21 protein-coding genes, 10 tRNA genes and 1 rRNA gene are annotated in these 25,582 nt (G+C 37.8%); 6 read left to right on the forward strand and 26 right to left on the reverse strand.

The genetic code is table 11. From position 1 onward, the window contains the following. Positions 1-37: 37 nt before the first annotated feature. The 4 genes from ACFQIC_RS13985 to xylA all read right to left on the reverse strand — a co-directional run bounded on the left by ACFQIC_RS13985 (position 38) and on the right by xylA (position 4,994). A complete protein-coding gene (locus tag ACFQIC_RS13985) occupies positions 38-1,069 on the reverse strand; it encodes an aldose epimerase family protein (RefSeq protein WP_204709108.1) in 1,032 nt (343 codons plus the stop codon). 22 nt (positions 1,070-1,091) lie between these two features. Further along, positions 1,092-2,075 carry an aldo/keto reductase gene (locus ACFQIC_RS13990; RefSeq protein ID WP_204709286.1) on the reverse strand — a complete coding sequence of 328 codons (984 nt, stop codon included), beginning with the start codon at positions 2,073-2,075 and terminating at the stop codon, positions 1,092-1,094. Between the two features lie 88 nt (positions 2,076-2,163). Continuing rightward, on the reverse strand, positions 2,164-3,663 hold the full coding sequence (gene xylB, locus ACFQIC_RS13995) for a xylulokinase (RefSeq protein WP_204709106.1): 1,500 nt from the start codon (positions 3,661-3,663) through the stop codon (positions 2,164-2,166). Positions 3,664-3,668: 5 nt separating this feature from the next. Further along, complete coding sequence (xylA, locus tag ACFQIC_RS14000) at positions 3,669-4,994, reverse strand: xylose isomerase (RefSeq protein WP_204709097.1); 1,326 nt, start codon at positions 4,992-4,994, stop codon at positions 3,669-3,671. 140 nt (positions 4,995-5,134) lie between these two features. On the opposite strand from xylA, the gene ACFQIC_RS14005 reads away from it, so the two are divergent. Then, positions 5,135-5,755, forward strand: a complete 621-nt coding sequence (locus ACFQIC_RS14005; RefSeq protein WP_204709095.1) for a YesL family protein — start codon at positions 5,135-5,137, stop codon at positions 5,753-5,755. Positions 5,756-5,796: 41 nt separating this feature from the next. On the opposite strand, the gene ACFQIC_RS14010 is transcribed toward ACFQIC_RS14005, so the two are convergent. The 3 genes from ACFQIC_RS14010 to ACFQIC_RS14020 form a co-directional block, all read right to left on the reverse strand. Beyond that, positions 5,797-6,618, reverse strand: coding sequence for a carbohydrate ABC transporter permease (locus tag ACFQIC_RS14010; RefSeq protein ID WP_204709093.1), 822 nt, complete (start codon positions 6,616-6,618; stop codon positions 5,797-5,799). Positions 6,619-6,632: 14 nt separating this feature from the next. Continuing rightward, complete coding sequence (locus ACFQIC_RS14015) at positions 6,633-7,511, reverse strand: carbohydrate ABC transporter permease (protein ID WP_204709091.1); 879 nt, start codon at positions 7,509-7,511, stop codon at positions 6,633-6,635. Positions 7,512-7,601: 90 nt separating this feature from the next. Next, entirely contained in the window at positions 7,602-8,900 is a 1,299-nt protein-coding gene (locus ACFQIC_RS14020; protein ID WP_204709089.1) for an extracellular solute-binding protein, read from the reverse strand. 141 nt (positions 8,901-9,041) lie between these two features. Between ACFQIC_RS14020 and ACFQIC_RS14025 the strand changes: the two genes are divergently transcribed. The 4 genes from ACFQIC_RS14025 (at position 9,042) to ACFQIC_RS14040 (ending at position 14,301) form a co-directional block, all read left to right on the forward strand. Further along, positions 9,042-10,244 carry an ROK family protein gene (locus ACFQIC_RS14025; RefSeq protein WP_204709087.1) on the forward strand — a complete coding sequence of 401 codons (1,203 nt, stop codon included), beginning with the start codon at positions 9,042-9,044 and terminating at the stop codon, positions 10,242-10,244. 24 nt (positions 10,245-10,268) lie between these two features. Beyond that, entirely contained in the window at positions 10,269-11,879 is a 1,611-nt protein-coding gene (locus ACFQIC_RS14030) for a glycoside hydrolase family 43 protein (protein WP_204709085.1), read from the forward strand. A 242-nt stretch (positions 11,880-12,121) separates the two neighbouring features. Then, on the forward strand, positions 12,122-13,210 hold the full coding sequence (locus tag ACFQIC_RS14035; protein WP_204709083.1) for a DUF1611 domain-containing protein: 1,089 nt from the start codon (positions 12,122-12,124) through the stop codon (positions 13,208-13,210). Next, on the forward strand, positions 13,207-14,301 hold the full coding sequence (locus ACFQIC_RS14040) for an alanine/ornithine racemase family PLP-dependent enzyme (RefSeq protein ID WP_204709081.1): 1,095 nt from the start codon (positions 13,207-13,209) through the stop codon (positions 14,299-14,301). Before ACFQIC_RS14035 ends, ACFQIC_RS14040 begins: the two co-directional genes overlap by 4 nt. A gap of 97 nt (positions 14,302-14,398) precedes the next feature. Here ACFQIC_RS14040 and ACFQIC_RS14045 read toward each other — a convergent pair whose 3' ends face one another. The 7 genes from ACFQIC_RS14045 to sigW all read right to left on the reverse strand — a co-directional run bounded on the left by ACFQIC_RS14045 (position 14,399) and on the right by sigW (position 22,674). Next, positions 14,399-15,628, reverse strand: a complete 1,230-nt coding sequence (locus ACFQIC_RS14045; protein ID WP_204709079.1) for a hemolysin family protein — start codon at positions 15,626-15,628, stop codon at positions 14,399-14,401. 196 nt (positions 15,629-15,824) lie between these two features. Then, a complete protein-coding gene (gene glmS, locus ACFQIC_RS14050; protein ID WP_204709070.1) occupies positions 15,825-17,624 on the reverse strand; it encodes a glutamine--fructose-6-phosphate transaminase (isomerizing) in 1,800 nt (599 codons plus the stop codon). Between the two features lie 472 nt (positions 17,625-18,096). Further along, on the reverse strand, positions 18,097-19,446 hold the full coding sequence (gene glmM / locus ACFQIC_RS14055) for a phosphoglucosamine mutase (protein WP_204709285.1): 1,350 nt from the start codon (positions 19,444-19,446) through the stop codon (positions 18,097-18,099). 66 nt (positions 19,447-19,512) lie between these two features. Then, positions 19,513-20,493: a CdaR family protein gene (locus tag ACFQIC_RS14060; RefSeq protein WP_204709068.1), complete on the reverse strand. Its 981-nt coding sequence runs from the start codon at positions 20,491-20,493 to the stop codon at positions 19,513-19,515. Beyond that, on the reverse strand, positions 20,486-21,304 hold the full coding sequence (cdaA, locus tag ACFQIC_RS14065; RefSeq protein WP_204709066.1) for a diadenylate cyclase CdaA: 819 nt from the start codon (positions 21,302-21,304) through the stop codon (positions 20,486-20,488). Before cdaA ends, ACFQIC_RS14060 begins: the two co-directional genes overlap by 8 nt. 137 nt (positions 21,305-21,441) lie before the next feature. Then, complete coding sequence (locus ACFQIC_RS14070; protein WP_204709064.1) at positions 21,442-22,095, reverse strand: zf-HC2 domain-containing protein; 654 nt, start codon at positions 22,093-22,095, stop codon at positions 21,442-21,444. A gap of 15 nt (positions 22,096-22,110) precedes the next feature. Continuing rightward, positions 22,111-22,674: an RNA polymerase sigma factor SigW gene (gene sigW, locus ACFQIC_RS14075; RefSeq protein ID WP_204709062.1), complete on the reverse strand. Its 564-nt coding sequence runs from the start codon at positions 22,672-22,674 to the stop codon at positions 22,111-22,113. A gap of 158 nt (positions 22,675-22,832) precedes the next feature. On the opposite strand from sigW, the gene ACFQIC_RS14080 reads away from it, so the two are divergent. Further along, positions 22,833-23,024 (forward strand): Spo0E family sporulation regulatory protein-aspartic acid phosphatase, encoded by a 192-nt coding sequence (locus tag ACFQIC_RS14080; protein WP_204709060.1) that lies wholly within the window; start codon positions 22,833-22,835, stop codon positions 23,022-23,024. An 18-nt stretch (positions 23,025-23,042) separates the two neighbouring features. On the opposite strand, the gene rocF is transcribed toward ACFQIC_RS14080, so the two are convergent. The 12 genes from rocF to rrf all read right to left on the reverse strand — a co-directional run bounded on the left by rocF (position 23,043) and on the right by rrf (position 25,429). Continuing rightward, on the reverse strand, positions 23,043-23,945 hold the full coding sequence (gene rocF / locus ACFQIC_RS14085) for an arginase (RefSeq protein WP_204709058.1): 903 nt from the start codon (positions 23,943-23,945) through the stop codon (positions 23,043-23,045). A gap of 275 nt (positions 23,946-24,220) precedes the next feature. Next, positions 24,221-24,296: transfer RNA gene (locus tag ACFQIC_RS14090), tRNA-Ala, on the reverse strand. Between the two features lie 7 nt (positions 24,297-24,303). Continuing rightward, positions 24,304-24,378: transfer RNA gene (locus ACFQIC_RS14095), tRNA-Gly, on the reverse strand. Positions 24,379-24,457: 79 nt separating this feature from the next. Beyond that, positions 24,458-24,530 (reverse strand) — tRNA-Lys (locus ACFQIC_RS14100). A gap of 111 nt (positions 24,531-24,641) precedes the next feature. Continuing rightward, positions 24,642-24,716, reverse strand: a tRNA-Gln gene (locus tag ACFQIC_RS14105). Between the two features lie 56 nt (positions 24,717-24,772). Next, positions 24,773-24,858 (reverse strand) — tRNA-Tyr (locus ACFQIC_RS14110). Positions 24,859-24,878: 20 nt separating this feature from the next. Then, a tRNA-Thr gene (locus ACFQIC_RS14115) sits at positions 24,879-24,954 on the reverse strand. 4 nt (positions 24,955-24,958) lie between these two features. Beyond that, positions 24,959-25,034: transfer RNA gene (locus ACFQIC_RS14120), tRNA-Val, on the reverse strand. Between the two features lie 25 nt (positions 25,035-25,059). After that, a tRNA-Glu gene (locus ACFQIC_RS14125) sits at positions 25,060-25,134 on the reverse strand. A gap of 21 nt (positions 25,135-25,155) precedes the next feature. Next, positions 25,156-25,227 (reverse strand) — tRNA-Thr (locus tag ACFQIC_RS14130). A 3-nt stretch (positions 25,228-25,230) separates the two neighbouring features. Then, positions 25,231-25,305 (reverse strand) — tRNA-Asn (locus ACFQIC_RS14135). 10 nt (positions 25,306-25,315) lie between these two features. Continuing rightward, positions 25,316-25,429: ribosomal RNA gene (rrf, locus tag ACFQIC_RS14140) — 5S ribosomal RNA — on the reverse strand. Positions 25,430-25,582: the final 153 nt, after the last annotated feature.

Genomic DNA, 25,582 nt, shown 5'->3' on the forward strand with positions numbered 1-25,582 from the left:
ACACCAGAACAATCGTTCTGGTGTTGTGATATTAAAGCTATCGGAAAGTGAAAGTTGTTTCTTTAGAATATTTTTCATTTGCTCCTATAATGACAGATGGAAAACCATCATGATGAAGCGATGCTGGGGAAGCCTGGGTTTCAAAGCAAACACCAAGATATTTATCAGAAGGTCCCTCTGTTAACTGAAGACCTTTTTTTAAATTATTACCTGTGTACAACACCATTCCCGGTTGATTCGTTTTGATATGTAAGGTGCGACCATTCGATTCATCCTTTACCACTACGTTTTCTTTCTTTCTATGATTAAAAATGAAATAGTGATCATATCCGCATCCTGCTAACGTATTTTGTGCTATTTCCGAATTAATCCCTTTTTCAAGCATTTTCCCCTGCCGAAAATCAAATGGAAAGTGCGAAACGACATCCAATATATGACCTGTTGGAATTAAATTTGCATCCAACTCAACAAACCTATCACTATCAAGGGTCACATGATGTGACTTAATATTTCTTTTCAAATCACCACTTAAGTTAAAGTAAGTATGATTGGTAAGTGTCAAAGCAGTGTCCTGATCACTTATTGCATCATAATTAATAATCAATTGATTATGATTATTTAGTTTATAGGTAACCATAACATCAAGATTACCAGGGTACCCCCCTGCTCCATCATGACTAGTTTGGGTGAGTTTGATCCCTATAGCATCATCTGTTTGAAAAGGATCTGACTCCCAAACTTTTTGATGAAATCCAGTTTCTCCTCCATGTAAATGGTTTCCATTATCGTTTTCCTCAAGTGAATAGGTTCTGTCCCCTAGTGCAAAAGATCCCCCTTCTATTCTACCAGCTACTCTTCCTATAATAGCACCGAAAAAATTACGGTCTTCCTGGTAATCCTCATAATTTTTATAACCAAGTACTATGTTTTCCATTTTTCCTTTATTATCAGGTACAACAATTCTCCTAATAATTCCTCCATAATTCAACACACTAACCATCATCCCATTGTCATTTACCAGGTCAAATTGTTTCCATTCATTATCCAATTTTTTAATGTCAATTTGCATGTATCTGCCTCCATACCTTTGCTCAATAAATGCCACGGATATGTTCATACACTTCATTATCATAAAATGCCTGCAATTTTTCCATTTCTTCTTGAGAAAAATCTCTACTACTCACTGCCTGGAGATTATCTTCTACTTGTTCTACACTATGAAATCCTGGAATGATGCTAGTTACAGCTTCATTCTGCATCACCCATTTAAGAGCAGCTCTAGTCATATTTCCTCGATCCTTCGCTATCCATTGTAAACCTTTACTCAATTCAACGCCTCGTTGAAATTCAAGGCCTGCAAATGTTTCACCGACATTAAATGCATCTCCATTACGGTTGAAATAACGATGGTCATTTTCTTCAAATGTATGATCATTATTGAATTTGCCTGTCAATAATCCACTCGCCAGTGGTACTCTAGCAAGGACACCCGTTTGTTTTTCTATTGCTTTGGGCAATAGCTCTTGCAAAGGCTTCTGTCTAAAAATATTAAATATAACTTGTATTGAACTCGCATTCGTATTCTCTAGTACAAACAGTCCTTCTTCTACAGACTCAACACTCACACCATAATAACGAATTTTCCCTTCGGCCTTTAAATCTTCCAACACTTCAAAAACTGACCCATCTTTTATAATCTCAAAAGGAGGACAGTGAATTTGATATAGATCGATTTGTTCACGATTCAGTCGTTTTAAACTGTTTTCAACGTATTCCGTAACTTGTTGTCTAGAGTAATTATCCGGATCTTGGAAGTCTCCCCTACGGCAGAACTTTGTAGCAATATGGACGCTGGATTCTTTCCCTTTTGTTGCTTGAGCTAACAACTCTTCACTATGACCCATTCCATATACATCCGCTGTATCAAAGAAATTAACGCCACGGTCCATAGCTATATCTAACCCTCTTAATGCATCATTATCATTTATACGTCCCCAATCTCCACCGATCGCCCAAGTACCAAAACTTAATTCACTAATTTTCAAGTCTGTTTTCCCTAACTGATTGTATTTAATTTTAAATCCTCCTATATTCGAATATTTTATAAATAGAGGCTAATCAAAAGCATTGATACAAACATGCTAGTGAATTAGCCTCCATTTATTATTTACGATATGGTACTAGTTTTTCATTCAATTTATTGGTTTGTTCATATACCTCTTGGTAAAGTCCAAACAACCCTTTGTATTTCTCCACATTTTCCTTAATAGGCTGAATTGTTTTATCTAATTTCAGAAATTCTTCCGCACATTCTTGTAAAGACTCAAACCAACCCGACCCATAAGCTGCAAGCATAGCTGCCCCCATACCTGGACCTTGCTCACTTGATAATTTAACAACTTCTACATCAAAAATATCTGCCTGTATTTGAAGCCAGTTATCGTCCTTCGTTCCGCCACCAGTAGAAACAATTGTATCGATTTTCTTACCGTTTTTACGAAATAGATCAATCGACTCGTTCAAGGAAAACGTAATCCCTTCCATAACAGCACGAACAAAGTCTTTTCTTACGTGGGAACCATCCATCCCTATAAAGCTTGCCCGAATGGAAGCATCTGCATGTGGCGTTCGCTCACCGACTAAGTACGGCGTAAACAATAGACCATTGGCTCCTGGGGGAACCGATCCCACTCCCGCTACCAAGTCCTCAAATGATTCTTCCTTTGCAAATACGTCTTTAAACCATCCTAGACTGTATCCTGCCGCGAGTGTAACTCCCATTGTATAATAAGCATTTGGGGCACCGTGGTTGAAATAATGTACTTTTCCACCAAAATCTTTATCATTACTTGATTCATATGATAGGACCACACCTGATGTACCGATGCTACACAAGGTTTTTCCATCCTCCAAAACACCAGAACCAATTGCGCCGCAAGCATTATCCGCTCCTCCTGCAAACACTTGAGTATTTACAGATAACCCTGTTGCTGATGAAATCTCATTCGTCAAGCTGCCAACCTTTTCATGAGAAGCTACTAGCGGAGGACAAAGGCTTCTATCAATGTCTAATACTTCGCAGATTTCATCACTCCAATTGTTAGAGTTCATATCCAATAAAAGTGTACCCGCAGCATCAGAATATTCCATATGAAGTTCATCAGTTAATTTATATCGTAAATAGTCCTTTGGTAAAACAAAAGAATTTGCTTTGGCGAAAGTTTCTGGCTCGTGTTCCTTCACCCATAAAATTTTCGGAAGGGTGAACCCCTCTAAGGCAGGATTTTTTGTGATTTCTAAAAGGCGCTCCTCACCAACAAGATTATAAATTTGCTCACACTGTGAACTTGTTCGTGTGTCATTCCAAAGAATTGCATTTCTCAGCACTTCATTATTATCATCAAGCAAGACCAAACCATGCATCTGCCCAGAAAAACTAATACCCTCTATATCATCAGGGTCTCCATCAAATTTCTGAACCAATTCTGATAGTCCCGAAATGGTCTGATCCACCCATACTTGAGGATCCTGCTCACTATACCCGTTATGCTCCTGAATTAAAGGATAAGGTTTGGAAATTTCTTGAATAATATCTCCTTTTGGATTCACAAGAAGCAACTTAACTGCACTTGTTCCTAAGTCAACACCAATCACATGCTTCATACTATCTACTCTCCTGCATAGGCTTTTAATAAATATTGATTAATAATAGATTTAATTCTTTCTACCTGACCAGATTGATTACTAATTTCATTTAAACCAAGAGCGTGTTGCTCTAGCTTATGAAAGTCTGTTTTTCCATCAACTATTTCTTTACCAATTCCATCATTAAAGCTGTTATAACGTTCTTCAACAATCCCTTCAAATACTTTATCATCAACCAAATTCTGAGCGACTCTCAAACCTACGGCAAAGCTGTCCATTCCAGCGATATGAGCATGAAATAAGTCTTCCGGTGCAAATGAACCGCGTCGCACTTTTGCATCAAAATTCAAACCACCTCGGCCCAATCCATTATTTTTAATAATTTCATACATTGCCAAAGTTGTAGAGTAAAGGTCCGTTGGAAATTCATCCGTATCCCATCCTAGTAATGGATGTCCCTGGTTTGCATCGACAGAGCCTAATAGATTGTTGACTCGTGCATAACGAAGTTCATGTTCAAAAGTATGACCAGCCAGTGTCGCATGGTTCGCCTCAATATTGAATTTAAAGTGATCCTGAAGATCAAATTTCTGTAAGAAGGCGTAACCGGAAGCTACATCAAAGTCATACTGATGTGTAGTTGGTTCTTTTGGTTTAGGCTCAATTAAGAACTGAGCGTCAAACCCGATTTCTTCTGCATAATTTACCGCCATATTATAAAAACGACCCAAATTATTAAGTTCGAGATTCAAATCGGTATTTAGCAGTGATTCGTAACCTTCACGTCCTCCCCAAAACACATAGTTCTCTGATCCTAATTCCTTACCAACTTCCAGTCCTTTCTTCACTTTTGCAGCAGCATAGGCAAATACATCTGCATTATTCGATGAAGCAGCCCCATGGACAAAACGTGGATGTGTGAAGTTGTTCACGGTATTCCAAAGCAACTCAGTCTTGCTATCTTTCATATAATCTTTAATCATCGCGACAATGGTATCCAGATTCTTATTAGATTCTGCTAGATTATTTCCCTCCGGGGCGATATCGACATCGTGAAAACAGAAATACGGTACATTAAGTTTCTCGAAAAATTCAAATGCTGCTTCCACACGCGCCTTAGCCAGATCCATACCATCATATTTATCCCAAGGACGTAAAGCTGTACCTGTACCAAAGGGGTCAGAAAGATCTTCAGTGAATGTATGCCAATACGCTACCCCAAAACGCAAATATTCTTCCATCGTTTTACCGTTTACTATTTCTTCTGGATTGTAGAATTTGAATGCATAAGGATTTGTAGATCCTGATCCTTCGTATTTAATTTTGTCGATATTTTTAAAATAAGTCATAATTGTTACCTCCTGTTTTAATTATCAATGATTTTTTTAACTCTCTTAATTTCCATCCCAATCTTTCATGTACAATTTAGGCAATTCTTGTATAATGGTCCATATCTGCAAGCTACCTTTTGCTACTGGAGGCTATTTTAATGAATTTATTCGGAAGTAAACTTTATAGAATAATGGAATGGATTACCCGAATGGCTTACATCCAAATTTTATGGATCCTGTTTACACTTACTGGTTTTGTTATTCTTGGTATATTCCCATCAACCGTTGCAATGTTTGCGATTGTCCGAGACTGGTTAACAGGGAAAACGGATATTCGTCTCTTTTCTTCTTACTTTAAATATTTCAAAGCTGATTTTTGGAAAAGTAATTTGCTAGGTATTCTAATCACCTTTATTTTTCTATTAATCAGCATTGATATCTACTACATTAGATTAAATGTGGGGGGCAGTCTGACATGGACTTCCATACCTTTATTTGCCTTCATGCTAATCTTCTTATTATTTTTGTTTTACCTTTTCCCGGTGTTCGTTCATTTTGATCTAAAAATAACTAGAATTTTAAAGAACACATTCTTAATCATGCTTATTAGTCCCATTCAAAGCTTTTTTATCTTGATATGTCTTGCTTCCCTCTTTATTGTAATGAGATTTATTCCTGCACTTGCCATTATCTTCGGTATAAGCGCCTATGCATTTATAACCATGTGGCTAAGTTTGCATGCGATTCACAAAATAGAAAGCAAGAGACAATTTAAATAGAATTCCTCACCACCATTATCTGGTGGAGATATTCTATTTAGTTATCCTTTAACTGCACTGGATGAAATCCCTTCAACGACTTTATTACTAAAGAATATAAAAGCTAATAGAATTGGCAATAAACTAATAATCAATGTAGCTCCAATAGCACCCCAATCAGTCATATACTGTCCAATAAAATTCTGAATGCCTACCGTCAACGTTTTATATTTATCTGAACTAATAAATGTATTAACAAATACAAATTCATTCCAGTTGTAAATCATATTAATAATGACAATAGTAGACAGAACAGGTGTCGTCATCGGCAAGATAATCCGAAAAAACATTCTATGAATCGAGCATCCGTCTATAATCGCCGCCTCTTCAATTTCTCGCGGTAAGGTATAATAAAACCCTAGTAAAATCATCATGGTGATCGGTAAATTATAAGCTGTATACGTAATAACAATTGACCATGGATTATCAATTAAATTAATGTTCAAGAACATACTGAACAATGGGATAATGGCTGAGTGAATCGGAATCATTAACCCTACCATAAAAAGGCCTAATACTAACTTATTTAATTTCCATTGCATTCTTGTAATTGCAAATGTAGCCATACTTGCTAAAAGAGCTGTTAGCAAAATCGATATAACTGTAATCCATACACTATTAAAAAAGTAGATTCCAATACCGCCATCCCATACCTTTAGATAGTTTTCCCATTTCCATTCAGTTGGTAAAGCAAAAGGAGATCCAGCAAATATTTCTTGGTTGCTTTTTAAAGAAAATAGAAACAACCATATAATTGGTAGTATCTGGAATATTGCAACTATTCCCAAACACACATATAGGATCAAATATCCTATGCGATTCATGATGGTCACTCCTTCTAATATTGAATTTCTTCTTTATCCGCTGTTAACTTACGAACAATTACCGTAACGATCAATGTAATGATAAGTAGTAAGAAGCCAATAGCACTTCCATACCCAAAGTCGTTAGAACTAAAAGCAAGTTTATACATATACGATGCCATGACTTCACTAGCTCCGTTAGGTCCTCCATTCGTCATTACATAAATTAGATCGAAATACTTCAAAGAACCTACAATAGCCAGAACAACTGTAACTTTTACTATTCCTTTAATTAACGGCAACTTTATTTTGTAAGCAATTTGTATAGGTGTCGCTCCATCTATCTTTGCTGCTTCAATTAAAGATTCAGGGATATTTTTTAAAGCTGCATAATAAATCAAAATATAGAATCCAGCATACTGCCATAAGATCGGTATAAAGATGGCATATAATACTATATCTGGATTGGCCAACCAAGCAGGTGGAGTTTCCACACCCATTCCAATAAGGATCCTATTCAATATTCCGTTGGCAGGATTAAATACTTTTATCCAAAGTTGAGCAATGGCTACAGATGATAATAACATCGGAACAAGATAAATTTTTCTTAACAGATCTGCACCCTTTATCTTGGAAGCAAGAATCATAGATATAGCTAGATAAACAACCAAACTTAAAGTTGAAAATAAAGCTAATAGGAAAGAGTGAAGAGCACTGTCCCAGAATTTCATATCTTGCAAAGCATTGACATAGTTTTCTAACCCTATAAAATTCATTTCTCCTATACCGTTCCATTCCATCAGACCGTAATAGGCTGTCAGAATTAATGGTATAAATATTAATAGTCCAATTAGCAATAAAGCTGGTAGTACATATATTGCAATCATCCATTTGTTGGACATCACTTTGTTCATGACATTCCCCCCTTACCCTTTCAGGCAGAAAAGGACAATCCATTATCGAATGCCCTTTTCTTTTTTCACTACATTTTCTATTATAGGAACTTATTCTTCTTCCGAGAGCGCTTCCTCATGTGCTTCAGCAAATTCTTCAGGTGTCACCTGATTACCAAATAATGCTTGAATTTGGCTCAAATGAACTTCTGCGGTATCCGCACTCATTTGGACATCAGCAAAGAGAGTAAGATTACTCGCGTTATTTAAATCATCCAATACATCTACATACATTTGAGGTAAATCTAAAGATTCAGCATCTACCTTACTTGCCGGAATGACACCAGCCTCAGTAACGGATTTCTCTCCCCACTCCTGTGCAAAGAAGCTTACAAAATCTTTCGCTTCATCTTTAACATCTGATTCCTCGGCTACAAATAGTCCAACACCAGGACCACCTACATAACTGCTTTGATCTCCATTTCCATCAACAGTAGGGAAATCAAAATATCCTACTGAGTCTCTAAATTCCTGTGGAACTTCCTCATTAGTTGTATAATTGGGCAGATCCCATGTAGCAATTAGATACATAGCAGCTTGTTCATTCATAAACATACTTTTCGCTTCTTGATCAGAAAGTCCATTAGCTCCATTATTAAAGGCATTCATATTTACTAGATTTTGCACTTCATCAGCAGCTTGAACCAACGATGGATCTTCAAAAGAACCATCACCGCTAATCGCTTCCGTCAATACATCAGATCCACCAATACGATCAGCAAAATACATGTACCAAAGCGAACCAGTCCAACGGTCTTTATTACCTAAAGCAATAGGTGCCACGCCGTTTTCATCTAGTGTAGTAACAACTTCTTGTAATTCCTCATAAGTTTGAGGTTCTTCTAAACCATGTTCATCAAAAATCTTTTGATTATAAAATATATTAGCAATATTTAATTCCAGCGGCAGACCATAAGTTTCGCCATCGACTGAATAAGCATCTGTAGTACCAGCGACGAAAGTATCGCTTAATTCCCCTTCTACCACATCGTTTAATGAAGCAAATTTATCCGCTTCAACATATGGGTCTAGAAATCCTGCAGCCCAAGTCATACCAACATCAGGTAATTCATTTGATGCAGATAATACTTTTAATTTATCTTTGTATTGCTCATTACTCAATACTTCGAGATCAACAGTTACGCCTTCATTTTCACTTTCAAAGTCAGCTATGATATCGCTTACAATTTTGTTATGTTCAGCTGAGCTTCCTTCAGGCCATAAATGCATGAACTCGATAGTTTTTTCATCTTGAGAACTTGAGCTACTTTCTTCTGAATCTCCACACCCTACTAAAAACAAAGCAAAACAAGAAATAAACAAAAACAACGTAATCGCTTTCTTAGACATGTGATTCTCCCCCTAGTTAGTTTGTATTACATTCATTTAGAATGTTTAACAAAAGATTACCAGAGAAAACTTAGTTTGTCCAGTGGATAAACTAAGTTTTTCGTGCTATACTAAAAAAAACTGAAAGTGATGGAGATCATTATGTTTAAAAATACGACTTGGAATCAATACACAATTAAAAATGGAAACAAATCTATTGTATTAGAAACAATATTGAAAGAATCCACTATTTCAAGAGCTGAAATAGCTAATAAAACTGGATTGAATAAAGGAACAGTATCTTCTCAAGTTAGCGAGTTATTGAATGAAGAGTTGATTTATGAAAAAGGTCCTGGGGCTTCAAGTGGCGGGAGAAGACCTGTTATGTTGTTGTTTAATCAACGTGCGGGTTATTCTATTGGGATTGATATTGGTGTTAATTATATTTTAGGAATATTAACAGATTTAGAAGGAAATATTTGCAATGAAAAATCAATTAACTTCCATAACTTATCGTTTGAGAACCTAACACATAAATTAATGAATGTAATTGACGATTTAACCTCTACCGCTCCTGCTAGTAAATATAATATCGTAGGGATTGGAATAGGTGTTCCTGGATCAGTTAATAAACTAGGTGAAGTTTTGCTCGCACCTAACCTTGGATGGCAGAATGTTAAATTAAAAGAAACCATGGAAAACGTGTATAAATGTCCCGTTATTATTGAAAATGAAGCCAATGCAGGCGCCTATGGAGAAAAGAAATTTGGACGAGGAAAAAGAGAAACAGATATCGTTTATGTAAGTGTAGGAGTAGGTATTGGTGTTGGACTTGTCTTGAACGGAGAATTATACAGAGGGATGAATGGCTTTTCAGGTGAGATGGGGCATATGACAATCGAGGTTAATGGAATGAGGTGTAGATGCGGAAATAAAGGTTGTTGGGAATTATATGCATCTGAACAAGCCTTAATCCAGCAGGCAGACGATTTTGGGATTACAGAAGATGAAGATACTCTGGATAAAATGATTGAATTAGCAGAAAAAGGTGATAAACACGCTATCGAATCATTTCAAACCATAGGCAATTACCTAGGTGCTGGGATTACAAATATTATAAATTCTCTTAATCCTAAACAAGTAATCATAGGTAATCGATTAGTTGGAGCAAAAGATTGGATTGAACAACCATTACTTGAAAGAACAAAAGCGAATGCTTTATGGTTTCAGCAGCATGAACTACAAATCATTTTTTCAGAGTTGAACACACATTCAAGTGCTCTAGGAGTAGCTGCTTTTACATTTGAGAACTTCCTAAAGGATAAGATGCATCAAGAAACTTCTCATATGTTAGTAAATAAATAAATTTTTTATAGAGGAGATGTAACCATGTCAACTATTCATAACCCAATTTTAACAGGATTTAATCCCGACCCTAGTATTTGTCGGGCCGGAGAAGATTACTATATTGCAGTCTCTACTTTTGAGTGGTTCCCTGGAGTTGGGATCTATCATTCTAAAGATCTAAATAATTGGCATTTAATTTCCCGACCATTAAACCGGTTAAGCCAGTTAAATATGAAGGGAAATCCTGATTCCGGTGGCGTTTGGGCTCCAGCCTTATCCTATCATGACGGGCAATTCTGGCTAATCTATTCAGATGTCAAAGTAGTAAACGGGCAATGGAAAGATTCCCATAACTACCTAGTTACCTGTGACACAATTGATGGCGAGTGGTCCGAACCTACCCACCTTAATAGCTCAGGATTTGACCCCTCTTTATTCCATGATGATGATGGGAAAAAGTACCTCGTGAATATGGTATGGGATAACCGCGTAGGCAACCATGACTTTTATGGAATTGTACTTCAAGAATATTGTCATAACGAGCAAAGATTAATTGGAACACCCGAAATCATCTTTAAGGGAACAGATGTTAAACTTACTGAAGCTCCTCACTTATATAAAATAAATGGATATTATCACCTTTTAACTGCTGAAGGCGGAACCAAATATGAGCACCAAGCTACTATAGCACGTTCTATAAACTTAAGGGGACCCTATGAAGTTCATCCCGATAACCCACTAATCACAACGTGGCCTTATCCTCGGAATCCACTTCAAAAAGCAGGTCACGCATCCATAGTGAAAACGCATACAGATGAGTGGTTCCTTGTTCACTTAACAGGTCGTCCCCTTCCACAAGAAGACAAAGCGTTACTTGATCCTAGAGGTTATTGCCCATTAGGGAGAGAAACAGCCATTCAGCGTATGGATTGGAAAAATGACTGGCCTTATATTGTTGGAGGGAACCAACCTTCCTTAGAAATTTCAGGGCCTAGTATTAAAGAAACAAAATGGGCTAAAGATTACCCAGACCAAGACAATTTTGATTCGCACACATTAAATCATCACTTTCAATCATTACGAATACCTCTCGATGAGGAGATCATTTCACTTAAAGATAATCCTGGACACTTACGAATTTATGGAAAGGAATCTTTAACCTCTCAATTCACTCAGGCTTACGTAGCTAGGCGCTGGCAAAGCTTTAACTTTTATGCAGAAACAAAAGTTGATTTCAGACCAGAAACTTTTCAACAAGCAGCTGGCCTAGTAAATTATTATAACACGCAAAACTGGACAGCTTTTCAAGTTACTTGGGATGAAGAAAAAGGAAGAATTCTCGATCTAACAACGTGCGATAACTTTACTTTTGACCAGCCTCTCACTGACAAAATTGTTATTCCTGATGAATTAGATTATGTCTATCTTAGAGTAACCGTGGAAACAAATACGTATCATTACTCCTACTCTTTCGATGGTGAAACATGGAATCAAGTGCCTTTCACTTTACATTCTTACAAACTATCAGATGATTATATAGAAGGTGGCGGTTTCTTTACAGGAGCATTCGTTGGAATGCAGTGTCAAGATACTTCAGGAAGAAGTGTGCCTGCTGATTTTGATTACTTCATATATAAAGAAGAAGATAAGTAAGAAATTCATTTTACAAAAAAAATATTTTTTAAGTTATCCTTGGAAATTAATTCAAATGAGGATAAATGTGCTATAATGAGAACATGAAGTAAGAAAAGTTGGTCCTTAAAAAAGAACACCTTGCATTTTCAGCGTATTGGCTATCTCCTGCTTGTTTCCTGATTATTGCAACGGTGTTTTTTATTTGGTATAATTGGTAATTTTTTACTTCAAATCAACTGTATAACAGAGAGGGTATTTAAATGAAGGAAACAGCTATTCTTTATTGTGAAAGTAAATTTGGGACAATGGATGGTAAGACGGCTAACGGACTTATTAGAAGTTCGAGGAAATATCAGATTTTGGGTGTAATTGATAGCACAAAAGCTGGCATGGATTCTGGTGAAATTCTTGAAGGCGTAAAAAATGGTATTCCAATATTTGCAACACTTGATGAAGCTCTAGAAAACCTGTCTACTATTCCCCATCAATTCATATATGGCATTGCTCCTTCTGAAGCCTTTTTGAAAAATGATGAAAGAAATATCGTTATACACGCAATGGCCAACGGTATGAACATCGTTAACACACTTCATGAATTCTTTTCTGATGATGAGGAATTTGTTAAGCGATCCGAACAGCACGGAGTTACCATAAATGATGTAAGAAAGCCTCCTCTGAAAAAGGACATGCATCTTTTTTCAGGACGGATTCTTGGCATTAATACACCAGTGATAACAGTGCTTGGAACCGATAGTGCTATTGGTAAGCGAACGACTTCCGTACTTCTTGAAGAAGCTTTAATTAAAGAAGGATTAAATGCTGTACTTGTAGCAACTGGACAAACTGGATTAATTCAGGGAGCTAAATACGGTATTGCAATTGATGCTATCCCTTCTCAGTTTATGACTGGTGAAATTGAAAATGAAATCATGAAAGCCTATGAAAATGAAAAACCTGATATTATTATCGTTGAAGGTCAAGGTGCGATAAGCCACCCTGCTTATATTAGTTCTTGTGCCATTATAAGAGGTTCAAGACCCGATGCCGTTATTGTTCAACACGCTCCAAAACGGGAATTTTTAGGTGACTTTGACTACATGAAAATGCCAAGCCTAAAGAGTGAAATACAACTAATAGAAACTTTTTCAAAGTCAAAAGTTATTGCTACTACAATTAACCATGAACAGATGACAGACCAAGAAATTCAACAGGCTGTTATAGATAACGAAAAAGATTTGAATCTCCCAAGCACTGACGTACTTACACACGGATGTAACAAATTAATAACAAGCATCTTTCAAAGTTTCCCTGAATTAAGGAATAAAAAGAACAAAGTGCTTGTTAATTGAGCGAGTTTTCCACACCCAGAATCGAAGTTAACCTTTCAAAGCTTGCTTATAATGCGAGGAAATTAAAGGGACTATATGGGGCAAGAGGTATCGATATTATGGCAGTTACAAAAACAGTCTGCGGCGACCCAGCCATCGCAGAAGCCCTTGCAAACCAAAACATTCATATACTCGCAGATTCGAAATTAAGAAACATTATGAGAATGCGTGAAGCAGGAATCAAAGCACAATTTGTTTTATTAAGGACACCATCTATTAGCGAGGTTGAACTAGTCGTAAAGTATGCAGATATTAGTATGAATACAGAACTAGCTGTCATAAAAAGAATATCAACAGCAGCTAACCATCAAGGTATTCGTCATAAAATTATTCTTATGATTGAAATGGGAGACTTACGCGAAGGTATTATGCCTGAAAATCTAGACGATATTATTCAAGAAGTCTTGAATCTCTCTGGAATTGAGCTTGTTGGTGTAGGTGCTAACTTTGCTTGCTTTGGAGGAGTCCAACCTAGTGAAAAAAATATGGGACAATTATCTTCACTAGTTGACCACATTGAGGCAAACTTCATGTTGCCTCTTTCTTTTATATCAGGCGGTAACTCAGCTAACTACAATTGGTTTATGTCTACAAGAAACATAGGAAAAATAAATAACTTAAGGTTAGGTGAATCTATCTACTTAGGCTGCGAAACGTTACATCGAAAAACGATTCCGGGTTTATATACAGATGCTTTTACTTTCATTACTGAAGTTATTGAAGTCAAAACTAAGCCATCCGTTCCCTATGGAGAATTAGGTCAGGATGCCTTTGGAAATAAACCTCACTTTCAAGATCTCGGTCAAATGAATAGAGCCATTGTTGGAGTAGGCTCTCAAGATGTTCTTGTATCAGGACTTATCCCAAGATTGAAGATTGATATTCTTGGATCGAGCAGCGACCACACTGTTCTTAATATAAAAAATACAAATCTACAGGTGGGAGACGAGGTAATGTTTGACTTGAATTATGGTGCACTTCTTTCCGCTATGACGTCACCCTATGTATCAAAAGAATATACTAGCGATATATTAAACCACCTTATCGGATAAGATACTTTCCAAAAGACAGCCACAGCTGTCTTTTTTTCACGTCAAATTAATGCCCCATATAACAGATGTTTTTTACATTTAAAGAAAGTGCAATTTTTTAACTACTCTGTTTAGTAATCTGAACCTTACGAATCATTCTACCTTCAATCTCCAATATTTTGAACTTTAAATTATTCCTTTCTAAGACCTCACCTTTTTGAGGAAAATCTTCACATTCCTTAAGTAAGTATCCAGCCAACACATCCTCTTCTTCTGGAATTTTTGAACCAAATAAAGAATTCAATCGATGAAGCGTAATTTTCCCATCACAGATCATCTCATTATCCGTAATCTTTTCAATAAGCATTTCACTTTCAAGGTCCATCTCATCTTCAATTTCCAAACCAATCATTGCCTCAATCACATCTTCATGGGTTAGGATACCTTCAGTTCCTCCGTATTCATCTAGCACAACGGCCATATGTTTCCTCTCCTTCGTCATTTTACGAAAGACCCATTCAATTAAATGAAATTCATACACAATTAAAGGATCAGTATCACAAAATGCTTCGAATGGCTTCTCTGGCTCTACAGACCACGATAATAAATATTTTGAATGGAAGACAGCCACAATATCATCAATATCATCTTCGTAGACAGGATATCTCGTGAATGGACTTTCGATCACCACATTCCTTACTTGCTCAAACGTTGCTTTTTTCGGAAGAGCAATTGCATCGACCCTAGGTGTTTTCAATACATCTTTTACATTTAAGTTATAAAAGTCAAGTACTCCCTTAATTCGGTGCGATTCTGCTGGGAGAAATGTACCTTCAGAATCAGCTATATCAACCATCGTTCGCAGTTCTTCTTTGGAAATGGATAACCCCTTGGTCTGACCCTTAGAAAGAGCTCTAGTAAGGTATCCCGTCATCCAATTAAGCACAATTGTTAACGGTTTAAATACAATAACAAAAAATCGGATGACTGGAAAAATGAGGAGGGAAATACGATCAGGAAATGCTGCAGCTACTGATTTTGGAATTACCTCAGAGAAGATGATAATCGTAATCGTCAAAATCACTGAAGCAAGTCCTATACTAAATTCATATTGAATCGCAAGCGTTGTCACAAGTGTCGGAAGCAATATATTTGCGATGTTGTTTCCAATTAAAATAGTAGTTATAAATTCACTCGGTTTAGAAACTAATTGTAAAAGTTTCTCTGCCCTTTTATTATTATTATCCGCTTTCGTTTGCAACCTCATTTTATTGGTAGCTGTCAGCGCTGTTTCACTCCCTGAAAAGAAAAACGAGAAGAATATTAAAATAATAATTGTAATTATCACAAGTGATTCCCTCCTCAATATGTACTTCTTGAACATCTAAGGTATTTAACTTTAGTTTTCATTATTATTAGAAAATTAGACACTTAAAATTCATAGTTCTCTAATTAAAGCTAAATAAATTTGTAACGATTTTAAAAAACGTAAAAAAAAGCAATCTAGCAAACTTAATTGCTAAATTACTTTTTTGTTTAATCAATTATTCAACTGTAACACTCTTCGCTAAATTACGAGGTTTGTCAACATCGCAATCACGGTGAAGTGCTGCATAGTAAGAAATTAATTGTAATGGTACCACGGATACAAGTGGTGTCAGCAAATCATGGACATGTGGGATAACAAACGCGTCCCCTTCTTTGTCTAGTCCTTTCATGCTAATAATTAGACTGTTAGCACCGCGTGCTTCAACTTCTTGCACGTTTCCGCGGATGGAATAATTAACATTTTCCTGTGTTGCTAGAGCAACAACAGGTGTCCCCTCTTCGATCAGTGCAATGGTACCATGTTTCAATTCTCCTCCAGCAAATCCTTCTGCTTGGATATAGGAAATTTCTTTTAGTTTCAATGAACCTTCTAGGCCTACATAAAAATCTACGCCACGACCGATAAAAAAGCAATTCCGAGTTGTTGGCAAGTATTCACTAGCCAAATCTTCTATCGCTTCTTTCTGATCGGTTAAAGCTTCCATAGCATTTGCAACAATTCCCAACTCTTTCATTGGGTCAAAGTCGAGTTTAATATCCTTAGCACGGGCCGTGTCTACAGCTAAAATAGCAAGAACTGCCATTTGTGCAGTATAGGCTTTTGTCGATGCTACAGCGATTTCAGGACCTGCATGTAGGTGCATTGTATAATCTGACTCACGGGAAAGGGTGGATCCAGGTACATTGGTAATCGTTAGTGCTGGATGACCTAGTTCTTTAGTTTGGACAAGTACAGAACGACTGTCTGCTGTCTCACCACTTTGCGAAATATAAACGAATAAAGGATTCTCAGATAGTAGCGGCATATTATATGAAAATTCACTTGCCACATGTACTTCTACCGGAATATTCGCTAATTTTTCAATAAACTGTTTCCCTAAAAGTCCGGCATGATAACTTGTACCCGCAGCAATGATATAAATACGATCACAGTTTCTCATCGCTTCACGGATTTCAGGCGCCAGTTTAATATCATCGTTCTCATCCTGATATTTTTGAATAATTTTACGAATGACAAATGGTTGTTCGTCAATTTCCTTTAGCATAAAGTGTGGATATGTGCCTTTTTCAATATCTGTTGCATCAAGTTCCGCTGTAAATGGCTCACGTGACATTATTTCTCCATTAGGATCTTCAATGACTACTTCGTTACGTCGAAGAGTTACTGTCTCTTTATCCATTAGTTCAAGAAATTGATCAGTTACGTGTAATGCTGCCATAGAATCACTAGCTACCACATTAAAGTCTTCACCAAGACCAACAAGCAACGGGCTCTTGTTCTTAGCAACGTAGATAGTTTCTTCATCCTGAGCGTCAATCAGAGCAATGGCATAAGAACCTGACAGAAGATTTACAGCTTTACGAAAAGCAGCCGCTACATCTTGAAGTTCACTATTTAAAACTTCAATGAGTTGAACGATGATTTCTGTGTCCGTTTCACTCTTCATTTCAACATCGGTAAGGTATTCATCACGAACATCCACATAATTTTCAATCACTCCGTTGTGAACGATTGTAAAACGACCAGTTGAACTTTGGTGAGGGTGAGCATTTTCTTCACTAGGAGCACCGTGTGTTGCCCAGCGAGTGTGCCCAATCCCAAGAGTAGAGTGGATGTTTTCATCGACTGCTTCTCTTAATGTAGCAATTCGTCCCTTCACTTTAGAGACGTTAACGCCTCCGTTTAGGGTAGCAATTCCTGCAGAATCATATCCTCTATACTCAAGTTTTTCCAATCCATTTAATAAAATTTCTTTCGTATCCTCTTGTCCAATATATCCTACAATTCCACACATAATTGTTGTCCTCCTATATTCAAGAAAGGAGCAAACAACGGTCATTGTTAACAGGGGCCGTTATTCGCCCCTTTCCCGTTAACTTTTTATGGTTACTTGATTCATATGATTTGGGCAAAGAGTCGCCTCTTTGATTTAACATACGAACGAACGGTTGAAGTGTGGCAACCGGGAGGCATCCGCCGAACACTCGATGAACCTCCTCCTCGTCAACTGTGCATTTTTCGTTTTGCACAGCCCTGGCGCTTTATCAAACTTTTATTATTTCAATCCTCCTTATCTATCTTTGAATAAAGGCCTTTACTTAATTTTACCTAACGTTTGGTTTAGCAAACTTGATTAGTTTAATTTTTCAAGGCTATGCTTCATTCTACCCGAAAATACATCAACGGGTCAATTGTTATTAATCTATGCTTATTCACAAAGTATGCACAAGTGAGACATTCGTGCTCCACTTGCGCATATTTTCAGTTTATTCCTTCATTCCTAACTCTTCTACAACTATTTCTACAACTTTATTCACATAAGTTTCACATTGTTTTTCCGTAGGAGCTTCAACCATAATACGCACAAGTGGTTCTGTACCTGAAGGACGAACAAGCACACGACCCCTGTCACCCATTTCTTCTTCTACAGCTTGAATGACGTCTTGAACACGAGGGTGTGTCTGAACAGCTTGTTTATCAATAACGCGTACGTTTTTTAAAACCTGAGGAAACTTTTCCATTTCAGATGCAAGCTCAGATAATGGTTTTCCTGTCTCTTTTAAAACATTAACAAGTTGAAGTGCCGTCAACATTCCGTCACCAGTTGTGTTGTGATCTAAGAAAATAATGTGACCCGACTGCTCACCACCTAAATTGTAGCCTCCTCGCCGCATTTCTTCCATCACATAACGGTCTCCTACCGCTGTTTTATCACTCTTCATACCTTGAGCTTCAATCGCTTTATAAAATCCAAGGTTGCTCATGACTGTGGATACAACAGTAGAATGATTTAGAATACCCTTTTCATTCATATATTTAGCACAAATATAAAGAATTCGGTCACCATCTACAATTTCACCTTTTTCATCTACAGCGATAAGTCGGTCACCATCCCCATCGAAAGCAAGTCCAATATTAGCATTCTTGTCTTTTACAAGTTGCTGTAATGCTTCAGGATGGGTAGAACCCACATCTTTGTTTATATTAAGGCCATCCGGAGATGATCCAATTGATGATATATCTGCTTCAAGATCAGCAAGCAAGTGTGATGCTAAAGATGATGTCGAACCGTGAGCACAGTCAATAGCGATATGTAGACCTTCAAAATCATAGTCTACGCTTTGTTTTAGATGCTGCATGTATTTCTGGCCGCCTTCAAAGTAGTCATTAATTTGACCAAGATCTGCTCCTGAAGGCCGAGGTAGTGTATCTTCGTTGGAATCTATAAGCTCCTCAATCTCCTGTTCCTGTGCATCTGTTAGTTTAAATCCATCAGATCCAAAAAACTTTATGCCATTGTCTTCTACCGGATTATGAGAAGCAGATATCATAATGCCCGCTTCTGCTTGCAAAGCTTTCGTTAAGAAGGCCACACCTGGTGTTGAGATTACGCCAAGACGCATTACTTCTGCACCAATAGAAAGTAATCCAGCTGCCAGAGCACCTTCAAACATTTCTCCAGAAATACGTGTATCCCGTCCAATTAAAATTTTTGGTCGTTCCATATTTTTCGTTAATACGTAACCGCCATAGCGGCCCAATTTAAAGGCAAGTTCTGGTGTCAATTCTTTATTGGCCACACCTCGAACACCGTCAGTACCAAAGTATTTACCCATTTTAAACAACCTCTCTTTCATAGTAACCCACTGATTTGTTTCCAAATGAGATACACCATTTTATTATTACGTCTCTTCCTCACTAGATTCTCCAACTCCAACTTCAATTTCAACCTCAACTAACTCGGGGTCTACACTTGAAACATCATCTGGTAATGGAATATCGACATTTACAGTTTCGTTCTCGGTTACATCTGTAACATCAACAGGGATATCTTCAAAGTTTTCTATTTCCTCTAAAACATCATTCGCTCCATGGATCGTAACACTGTCGGTTTCCGATGAGATTGAATCGATGACCACCCCATCTGGAGCTTCACCCTCTGGTTTAAATGAAATGGGTACCTCTTTTTCTGGCTTTGTAATGGGAACCGTTACATTCACGGATGTGGGATCTAACAATACATTTAATTCATTTCCTTGGGCATCGTAAACTTTCACTGGTGCCTCAAAATCTTCAATTGTTCCATCCGCTTCCCCTACATCAATAATTGCTTTAACGGAAGCTACTCTATCAATGGCACCTGCAGAACCCGTGATCGTCACTTCTGCTGGGTCAATTTCGGCCTCTCCAATTGTATAATCATTTTCGATATTTCTTTCATTAATGTAATCAACACTAACCGGGAAATCTTGAGTTTCTTTCGCCTCTATCCTTACCTCTACAACACGCGGTTCAATACTTATCGATAATTGATTCGATATACCAGAATGCTGTACTGAAACTTCATGTGTCCCTGGTTCTAATCCATTAAGATCAACAAAGGTTGTGAAATTCTGCTGCCTTACAACAGGTGCTACAGCACCATTAGGTCCTTCTACAGCCACCGCTACATTTTGCGGTAATCCACTGACAACATATTGCTCACTATCAAATTGCACCTCCAACGGTATATCATTCATTACTTCCGTTTCGGAAGAAGTATTGTTAAACCACTGGGAGTCACTGTCCATATTGTCATCCACATTAATAGATACCCAAAGGAGTACAGCTAAAAGCAATGAGATAATTCGGATAAACCATTTATTTTTAAATAAATTATCCATTCTTTTTCCCCCTCCAATTCCAAGTTTTTGTGGCAGGGGTTTTAGAGCCAAAATCCAGTTCACTTCTTAAAATATCTTGTAACGTTTCTTGGTCAAGGTGTCTGTGTAACTCGCCATTTTTTGTACAGGAAATGGCTCCTGTTTCTTCAGAGACAACAATAGTAACTGCATCAGTAACTTCACTGATGCCCATAGCAGCTCTGTGCCGCGTACCTAGTTCTTTTGAAATAAAAGGACTTTCTGATAGAGGTAAATAGCATGCAGCAGCTACGATTTCGTCATCTTTAAGTATCACAGCACCATCATGTAATGGTGTATTCGGGATAAATATGTTTGTTAATAATTCACTTGTCAATTGACCGCCAACAGGTATTCCGGTTTCTACATAATCACCCATACCTGTATCTCTTTCGATTGTTATTAGGGCACCTATTCGGCGCTTTGCCATATAATTGCACGACTTAATAATGGCTTGAATTGACTTCTCAGTATCTTCTTCCTCAGCCGTTGTACGGCTAAAGAAACTGCCTCTGCCTAACTGTTCCAGTGCTCTACGTAATTCAGGTTGAAACAATATAATAATTCCGAGGAAACCCCAAGTAATCGCTTGTGACATCAGCCATCTTAGTGTGGTAAGTCCGAATAAATTACTCAATAACCATATACCTAATACAACGAAGATCCCTTTTAATAATTGAACGGCCTTCGTTCCTTGGATTAGCATGATTAATTTATATACAACAAACCAGACAAGGGCAATATCAATGGCAATCAAAAAAACATCTAGAAAATCCAGTCCCCCATCAAGCATGCTTACACTTCCTTTTTTGCAGAAATTAAACTACTATAAAAGTTTCTGTAGCCTGTATTATTATATCACACATCCAATTTTACACATATTAAAACAACAGACAAAATAATACCACTATGAGTTAATCACAGTGGTCATCAATCTATTCTAGAACCAAAAGAGAAAATATCCGTTACGAATTTTTTCGTGTGATACCACATCCACTCAAACACTTGGTTGACTTCTTTCACTTCTCCACTTGCATATGCTTGATAATTTTCACCATTAGATAATTCGTTACTTGGGTTATCTGTTACAAAGTCTCCATTAATTAACGTAATATCTCCGTCAATTTTACCTTCGACTTTAAGATCTCCATTTCGTACAACTAAATTGCCGTCTACTGTTACACCTTCAGGTACAATGACTGTATTGTCTTGAATCCTGAGATTTTCCTGTTTGGAAACTGTTACTTGTTGATCCTGACTCCATGCAGAAAAGATACCACTGAACATTAATATAAAAAATATCGCTGCTGCCGTAATAATGGGATGGTGTTGTAACATTCGTAAATAGTTTTTTTGCTTTTTCTCTTTAGGAAGACTAGCCATCACGTTACTTGTAAAATCTTTGGGTGCTGACACGGGTCCTGTATTTTTAATTAAGGTAATAGTACGTTTTAATTCGTGAAAATGGTTTTGACAGGCTTGACAAGCTTGAAGGTGGTCTCGCAGTCGTCTCTCTTCTTCTTTATTTAGCACTCCATCTAAATACTTATGCATAAGCATTACAGCTTCTCTATTACAATTCATTCCCTCTCAACTCCTTTACACATGACGAAGCCTTCTTCTTAAGGCTTCCCTGCCACGATGTACCCTTGTCTTTACCGTCCCAATTGGAATATCTAAAACTTCCGAGATTTCCTGAAGGGCTAACTCGTCTAAATACCGCAAAACGATAACACTTCTATATTTAGGCGGCAGAGCCAGAATTTCACGATGAATGTGGGTTTGTAATTCAAGGCTTTCCACTTCTTCTTCCGGCAACGCTTGGTCAACTGCCAATTGTGAGTACATATCTAAGCCATCTGTGCCTTTTATCTCTGCATCTAGATAGTAGTCTGGCTTTCTTTTTCTTATGCGATCAATTGTTAAGTTGGTTGCAATTCGATAAAGCCACGTAGAAAATTTACGATTCTCATCAAAACTAGCAATATTTGTATAAGCGCGTATAAAGGCTTCCTGAGCAAGGTCCTCTGCTTCATATGAATTCCCTATCATACGATAACAAATGTGATACACTTTATTTTGATAAAATGAAACCACATCTTCAAATGCAGATTGATCGCCTTTTTTTACCTCTTTTATTTTCTTCTTAATCATGGTTTCCATTTGTTAATACCTCCGCCGTTTATGCGGTTGTCAACCTATACGTAACTACCCGCAAAAAGGTTTCAAAAAAAAGTTATGTTTTTAAAAAAATGTTTAGAGTATAATAGAATAGGATAATAAATAATAAATTGAAGTAAATTCTTAGGAGGTGAAAAATTATGAAAAATGAAAGGAAACTATTAAATGAAATTGAAGATTGTCGGAACGATATGAATCGTTTAGCCAAACGTTATTCTTTAACTTCTAAACATGTTGTCTATGTAAGTGCAAAACTTGATTTCTTGTTGAATGAATACGAAGAAATAAAACAAAAGGATCAGCAACCCCCTTTTCGAAAGGTTAGCTGCTGATAATAATATACGTTCCTTCTATTTTAAACTCTCTCCCAATAATGACCCCATCAATCCAACAGCCATACCAGCCGTTTTATTTTTCTCATCAAGAATAGGGTTAACCTCAACAAATTCAGCTGATGTAATCATTTGAGACTGGGACAGCATTTCCATTGCTAAGTGGCTTTCGCGATAGCTTAAACCTCCGATAACAGGTGTTCCTACACCAGGGGCTTCATGAGGATCAAGTCCATCTAAATCTAAACTTAAGTGTACACCATCAGTACGATTTTTTAAATAATCCATTGTTTCACTAATAACAGTGGGCATCCCCATTTTATCTACTTCATGCATAGTATAGACTTTAATGCCTTTATCTTTGATAAGCTCTTTTTCCCCTTCATCTAACGACCGTGCTCCCACGATAACGATATTCTCCGGCTTAATTTTAGGGGTGTAACCTAATATATTTGTTAATTTTTCATGCCCAATCCCTAAACTCACAGCCAGAGGCATACCATGGATATTACCTGAAGGTGAACTGTCCCCTGTATTTAAATCTCCATGGGCATCATACCAAATGACTCCCAGGTTTTCATAATGTTTAGAAATTCCTGCAAAAGTTCCCATTGCAATGCTATGGTCGCCTCCTAATACAAGTGGGAAGCTCCCTTGTTGAACTACTTCATCTACCTTCTCCGCTAAACGAAGACTACCTTCCGCTATTTCCTGCAAATTGCGCAGGTTATCCACCTTTTGATCATTATTCGGATTAGGACGTGAAATCTCAATATCTCCCAGGTCCTCTATATTTAACCGCAATTGTTCTAATCGTTCTACCACACCTGCATATCTTATGGCACTTGGCCCCATATCTACTCCCCGACGGTTTTGACCGAGGTCCATTGGTACGCCAATAATTGATAACTTTTTGTCCATCCATCATTCCTCCTCATCTATCTACTATCATTGTAGTTCCTTTCACTACAATGACTCAACCAGACAAATTTGTGCATATATATGCGTGAATGCTGCGAGTATTTAATTATAAAACGTCTACAAAAGAGTAAACAGTATCTGCGACTGTTTGTATATCCATTATACTTTCCACATTCAATCCTCCCAGAAGATAGTGGTAAGCACTATATAATGAAAAAAACTGACATCCTAAATGGATGTCAGTTTATATTAAAAGAGTTACTTGTAATTATGTATGGTGGAGCCTAGCGGGATCGAACCGCTGACCTCCTGCGTGCAAAGCAGGCGCTCTCCCAGCTGAGCTAAGGCCCCTAATATATGGAGCGGGAGACGGGATTCGAACCCGCGACCCCCACCTTGGCAAGGTGGTGTTCTACCACTGAACTACTCCCGCAACTAAAATGGGAATGCATTTTATTATTAATAATACAGCGGACTTGCTCTAGAGTATAGGGCAATATCCGCATAATGAGTGAGCCATGGAGGGCTCGAACCTCCGACCCTCTGATTAAAAGTCAGATGCTCTGCCAGCTGAGCTAATGGCTCATAACTTAAGAAAATTCTCATACATTCAATTCTGAATACTTACTATATTACAAGTAATTCCTACCTTGTTTTCATACAAAATAAAAAAAAGCACTGCTTATTATATGAAAATGGCTGGGCCAGCTGGGTTCGAACCAGCGCATGACGGTACCAAAAACCGTTGCCTTACCTCTTGGCTATGGCCCAATAATATATAGCCTTTACTTAATTTATTTATTTATCCTCATTCTTTTAAAAATAAATGGTGGAGGGAGTAGGACTCGAACCTACGAACCCGATGGGAGCGGATTTACAGTCCGCCGCGTTTGGCCAACTTCGCTATCCCTCCATATGAAAATAATTAGTTCATGGTGCCGGCCAGAGGACTTGAACCCCCAACCTACTGATTACAAGTCAGTTGCTCTACCAGTTGAGCTAGGCCGGCAATATGGTGGAGGATGCAGGGCTCGAACCTGCGACCCCTTGCTTGTAAGGCAAGTGCTCTCCCAGCTGAGCTAATCCTCCAACTTTGAATACTTAAAATAAATGTTGGTGACCCGTACGGGATTCGAACCCGTGATACCGCCGTGAAAGGGCGGTGTCTTAACCACTTGACCAACGGGCCATGAAATTTTAACTTCTGCAGAGCTTCCAGCCGGATTTGAACCGGCGACCCCTTCCTTACCATGGAAGTGCTCTACCTCTGAGCTATGGAAGCAATTGGCTCCACCGGTAGGATTCGAACCTACGACCGATCGGTTAACAGCCGATTGCTCTACCTCTGAGCTACGGTGGAATAATTCTAAACCTGGCAGCGTCCTACTCTCACGGGGATCGACCCGACTACCATCGGCGCTGAAGAGCTTAACTTCTGTGTTCGGCATGGGAACAGGTGTGGCCTCTTCGCCAACACCACCAGATCATTTTGTAATTGAGGTGAACCCTCAAAACTGGATAAGACAACATCATTCAAAACGAACATTCTTTCCACGAAGTTTTATAGTTAAGACTTCGATTGATTAGTATCCGTCAGCTGCACGTGTCACCACGCTTCCACCTCGGACCTATTGACC

The organism is Halobacillus seohaensis (assembly GCF_042663045.1).
In the GTDB taxonomy this organism is placed as follows: domain Bacteria; phylum Bacillota; class Bacilli; order Bacillales; family Halobacillaceae; genus Halobacillus_A; species Halobacillus_A seohaensis.

Coding starts and splice junctions, on each gene's coding strand:
- ACFQIC_RS13985 (WP_204709108.1), bottom strand. CDS start 1,069: ATGCAAATTGACATTAAAAAATTGGATAATGAATGGAAACAATTTGAC.
- xylB (WP_204709106.1), bottom strand. CDS start 3,663: ATGAAGCATGTGATTGGTGTTGACTTAGGAACAAGTGCAGTTAAGTTG.
- xylA (WP_204709097.1), bottom strand. CDS start 4,994: ATGACTTATTTTAAAAATATCGACAAAATTAAATACGAAGGATCAGGA.
- ACFQIC_RS14005 (WP_204709095.1), top strand. CDS start 5,135: ATGAATTTATTCGGAAGTAAACTTTATAGAATAATGGAATGGATTACC.
- ACFQIC_RS14010 (WP_204709093.1), bottom strand. CDS start 6,618: ATGAATCGCATAGGATATTTGATCCTATATGTGTGTTTGGGAATAGTT.
- ACFQIC_RS14015 (WP_204709091.1), bottom strand. CDS start 7,511: ATGAACAAAGTGATGTCCAACAAATGGATGATTGCAATATATGTACTA.
- ACFQIC_RS14020 (WP_204709089.1), bottom strand. CDS start 8,900: ATGTCTAAGAAAGCGATTACGTTGTTTTTGTTTATTTCTTGTTTTGCT.
- ACFQIC_RS14025 (WP_204709087.1), top strand. CDS start 9,042: ATGTTTAAAAATACGACTTGGAATCAATACACAATTAAAAATGGAAAC.
- ACFQIC_RS14030 (WP_204709085.1), top strand. CDS start 10,269: ATGTCAACTATTCATAACCCAATTTTAACAGGATTTAATCCCGACCCT.
- ACFQIC_RS14035 (WP_204709083.1), top strand. CDS start 12,122: ATGAAGGAAACAGCTATTCTTTATTGTGAAAGTAAATTTGGGACAATG.
- glmS (WP_204709070.1), bottom strand. CDS start 17,624: ATGTGTGGAATTGTAGGATATATTGGACAAGAGGATACGAAAGAAATT.
- glmM (WP_204709285.1), bottom strand. CDS start 19,446: ATGGGTAAATACTTTGGTACTGACGGTGTTCGAGGTGTGGCCAATAAA.
- ACFQIC_RS14060 (WP_204709068.1), bottom strand. CDS start 20,493: ATGGATAATTTATTTAAAAATAAATGGTTTATCCGAATTATCTCATTG.
- cdaA (WP_204709066.1), bottom strand. CDS start 21,304: ATGCTTGATGGGGGACTGGATTTTCTAGATGTTTTTTTGATTGCCATT.
- ACFQIC_RS14070 (WP_204709064.1), bottom strand. CDS start 22,095: ATGAATTGTAATAGAGAAGCTGTAATGCTTATGCATAAGTATTTAGAT.
- sigW (WP_204709062.1), bottom strand. CDS start 22,674: ATGGAAACCATGATTAAGAAGAAAATAAAAGAGGTAAAAAAAGGCGAT.
- ACFQIC_RS14080 (WP_204709060.1), top strand. CDS start 22,833: ATGAAAAATGAAAGGAAACTATTAAATGAAATTGAAGATTGTCGGAAC.
- rocF (WP_204709058.1), bottom strand. CDS start 23,945: ATGGACAAAAAGTTATCAATTATTGGCGTACCAATGGACCTCGGTCAA.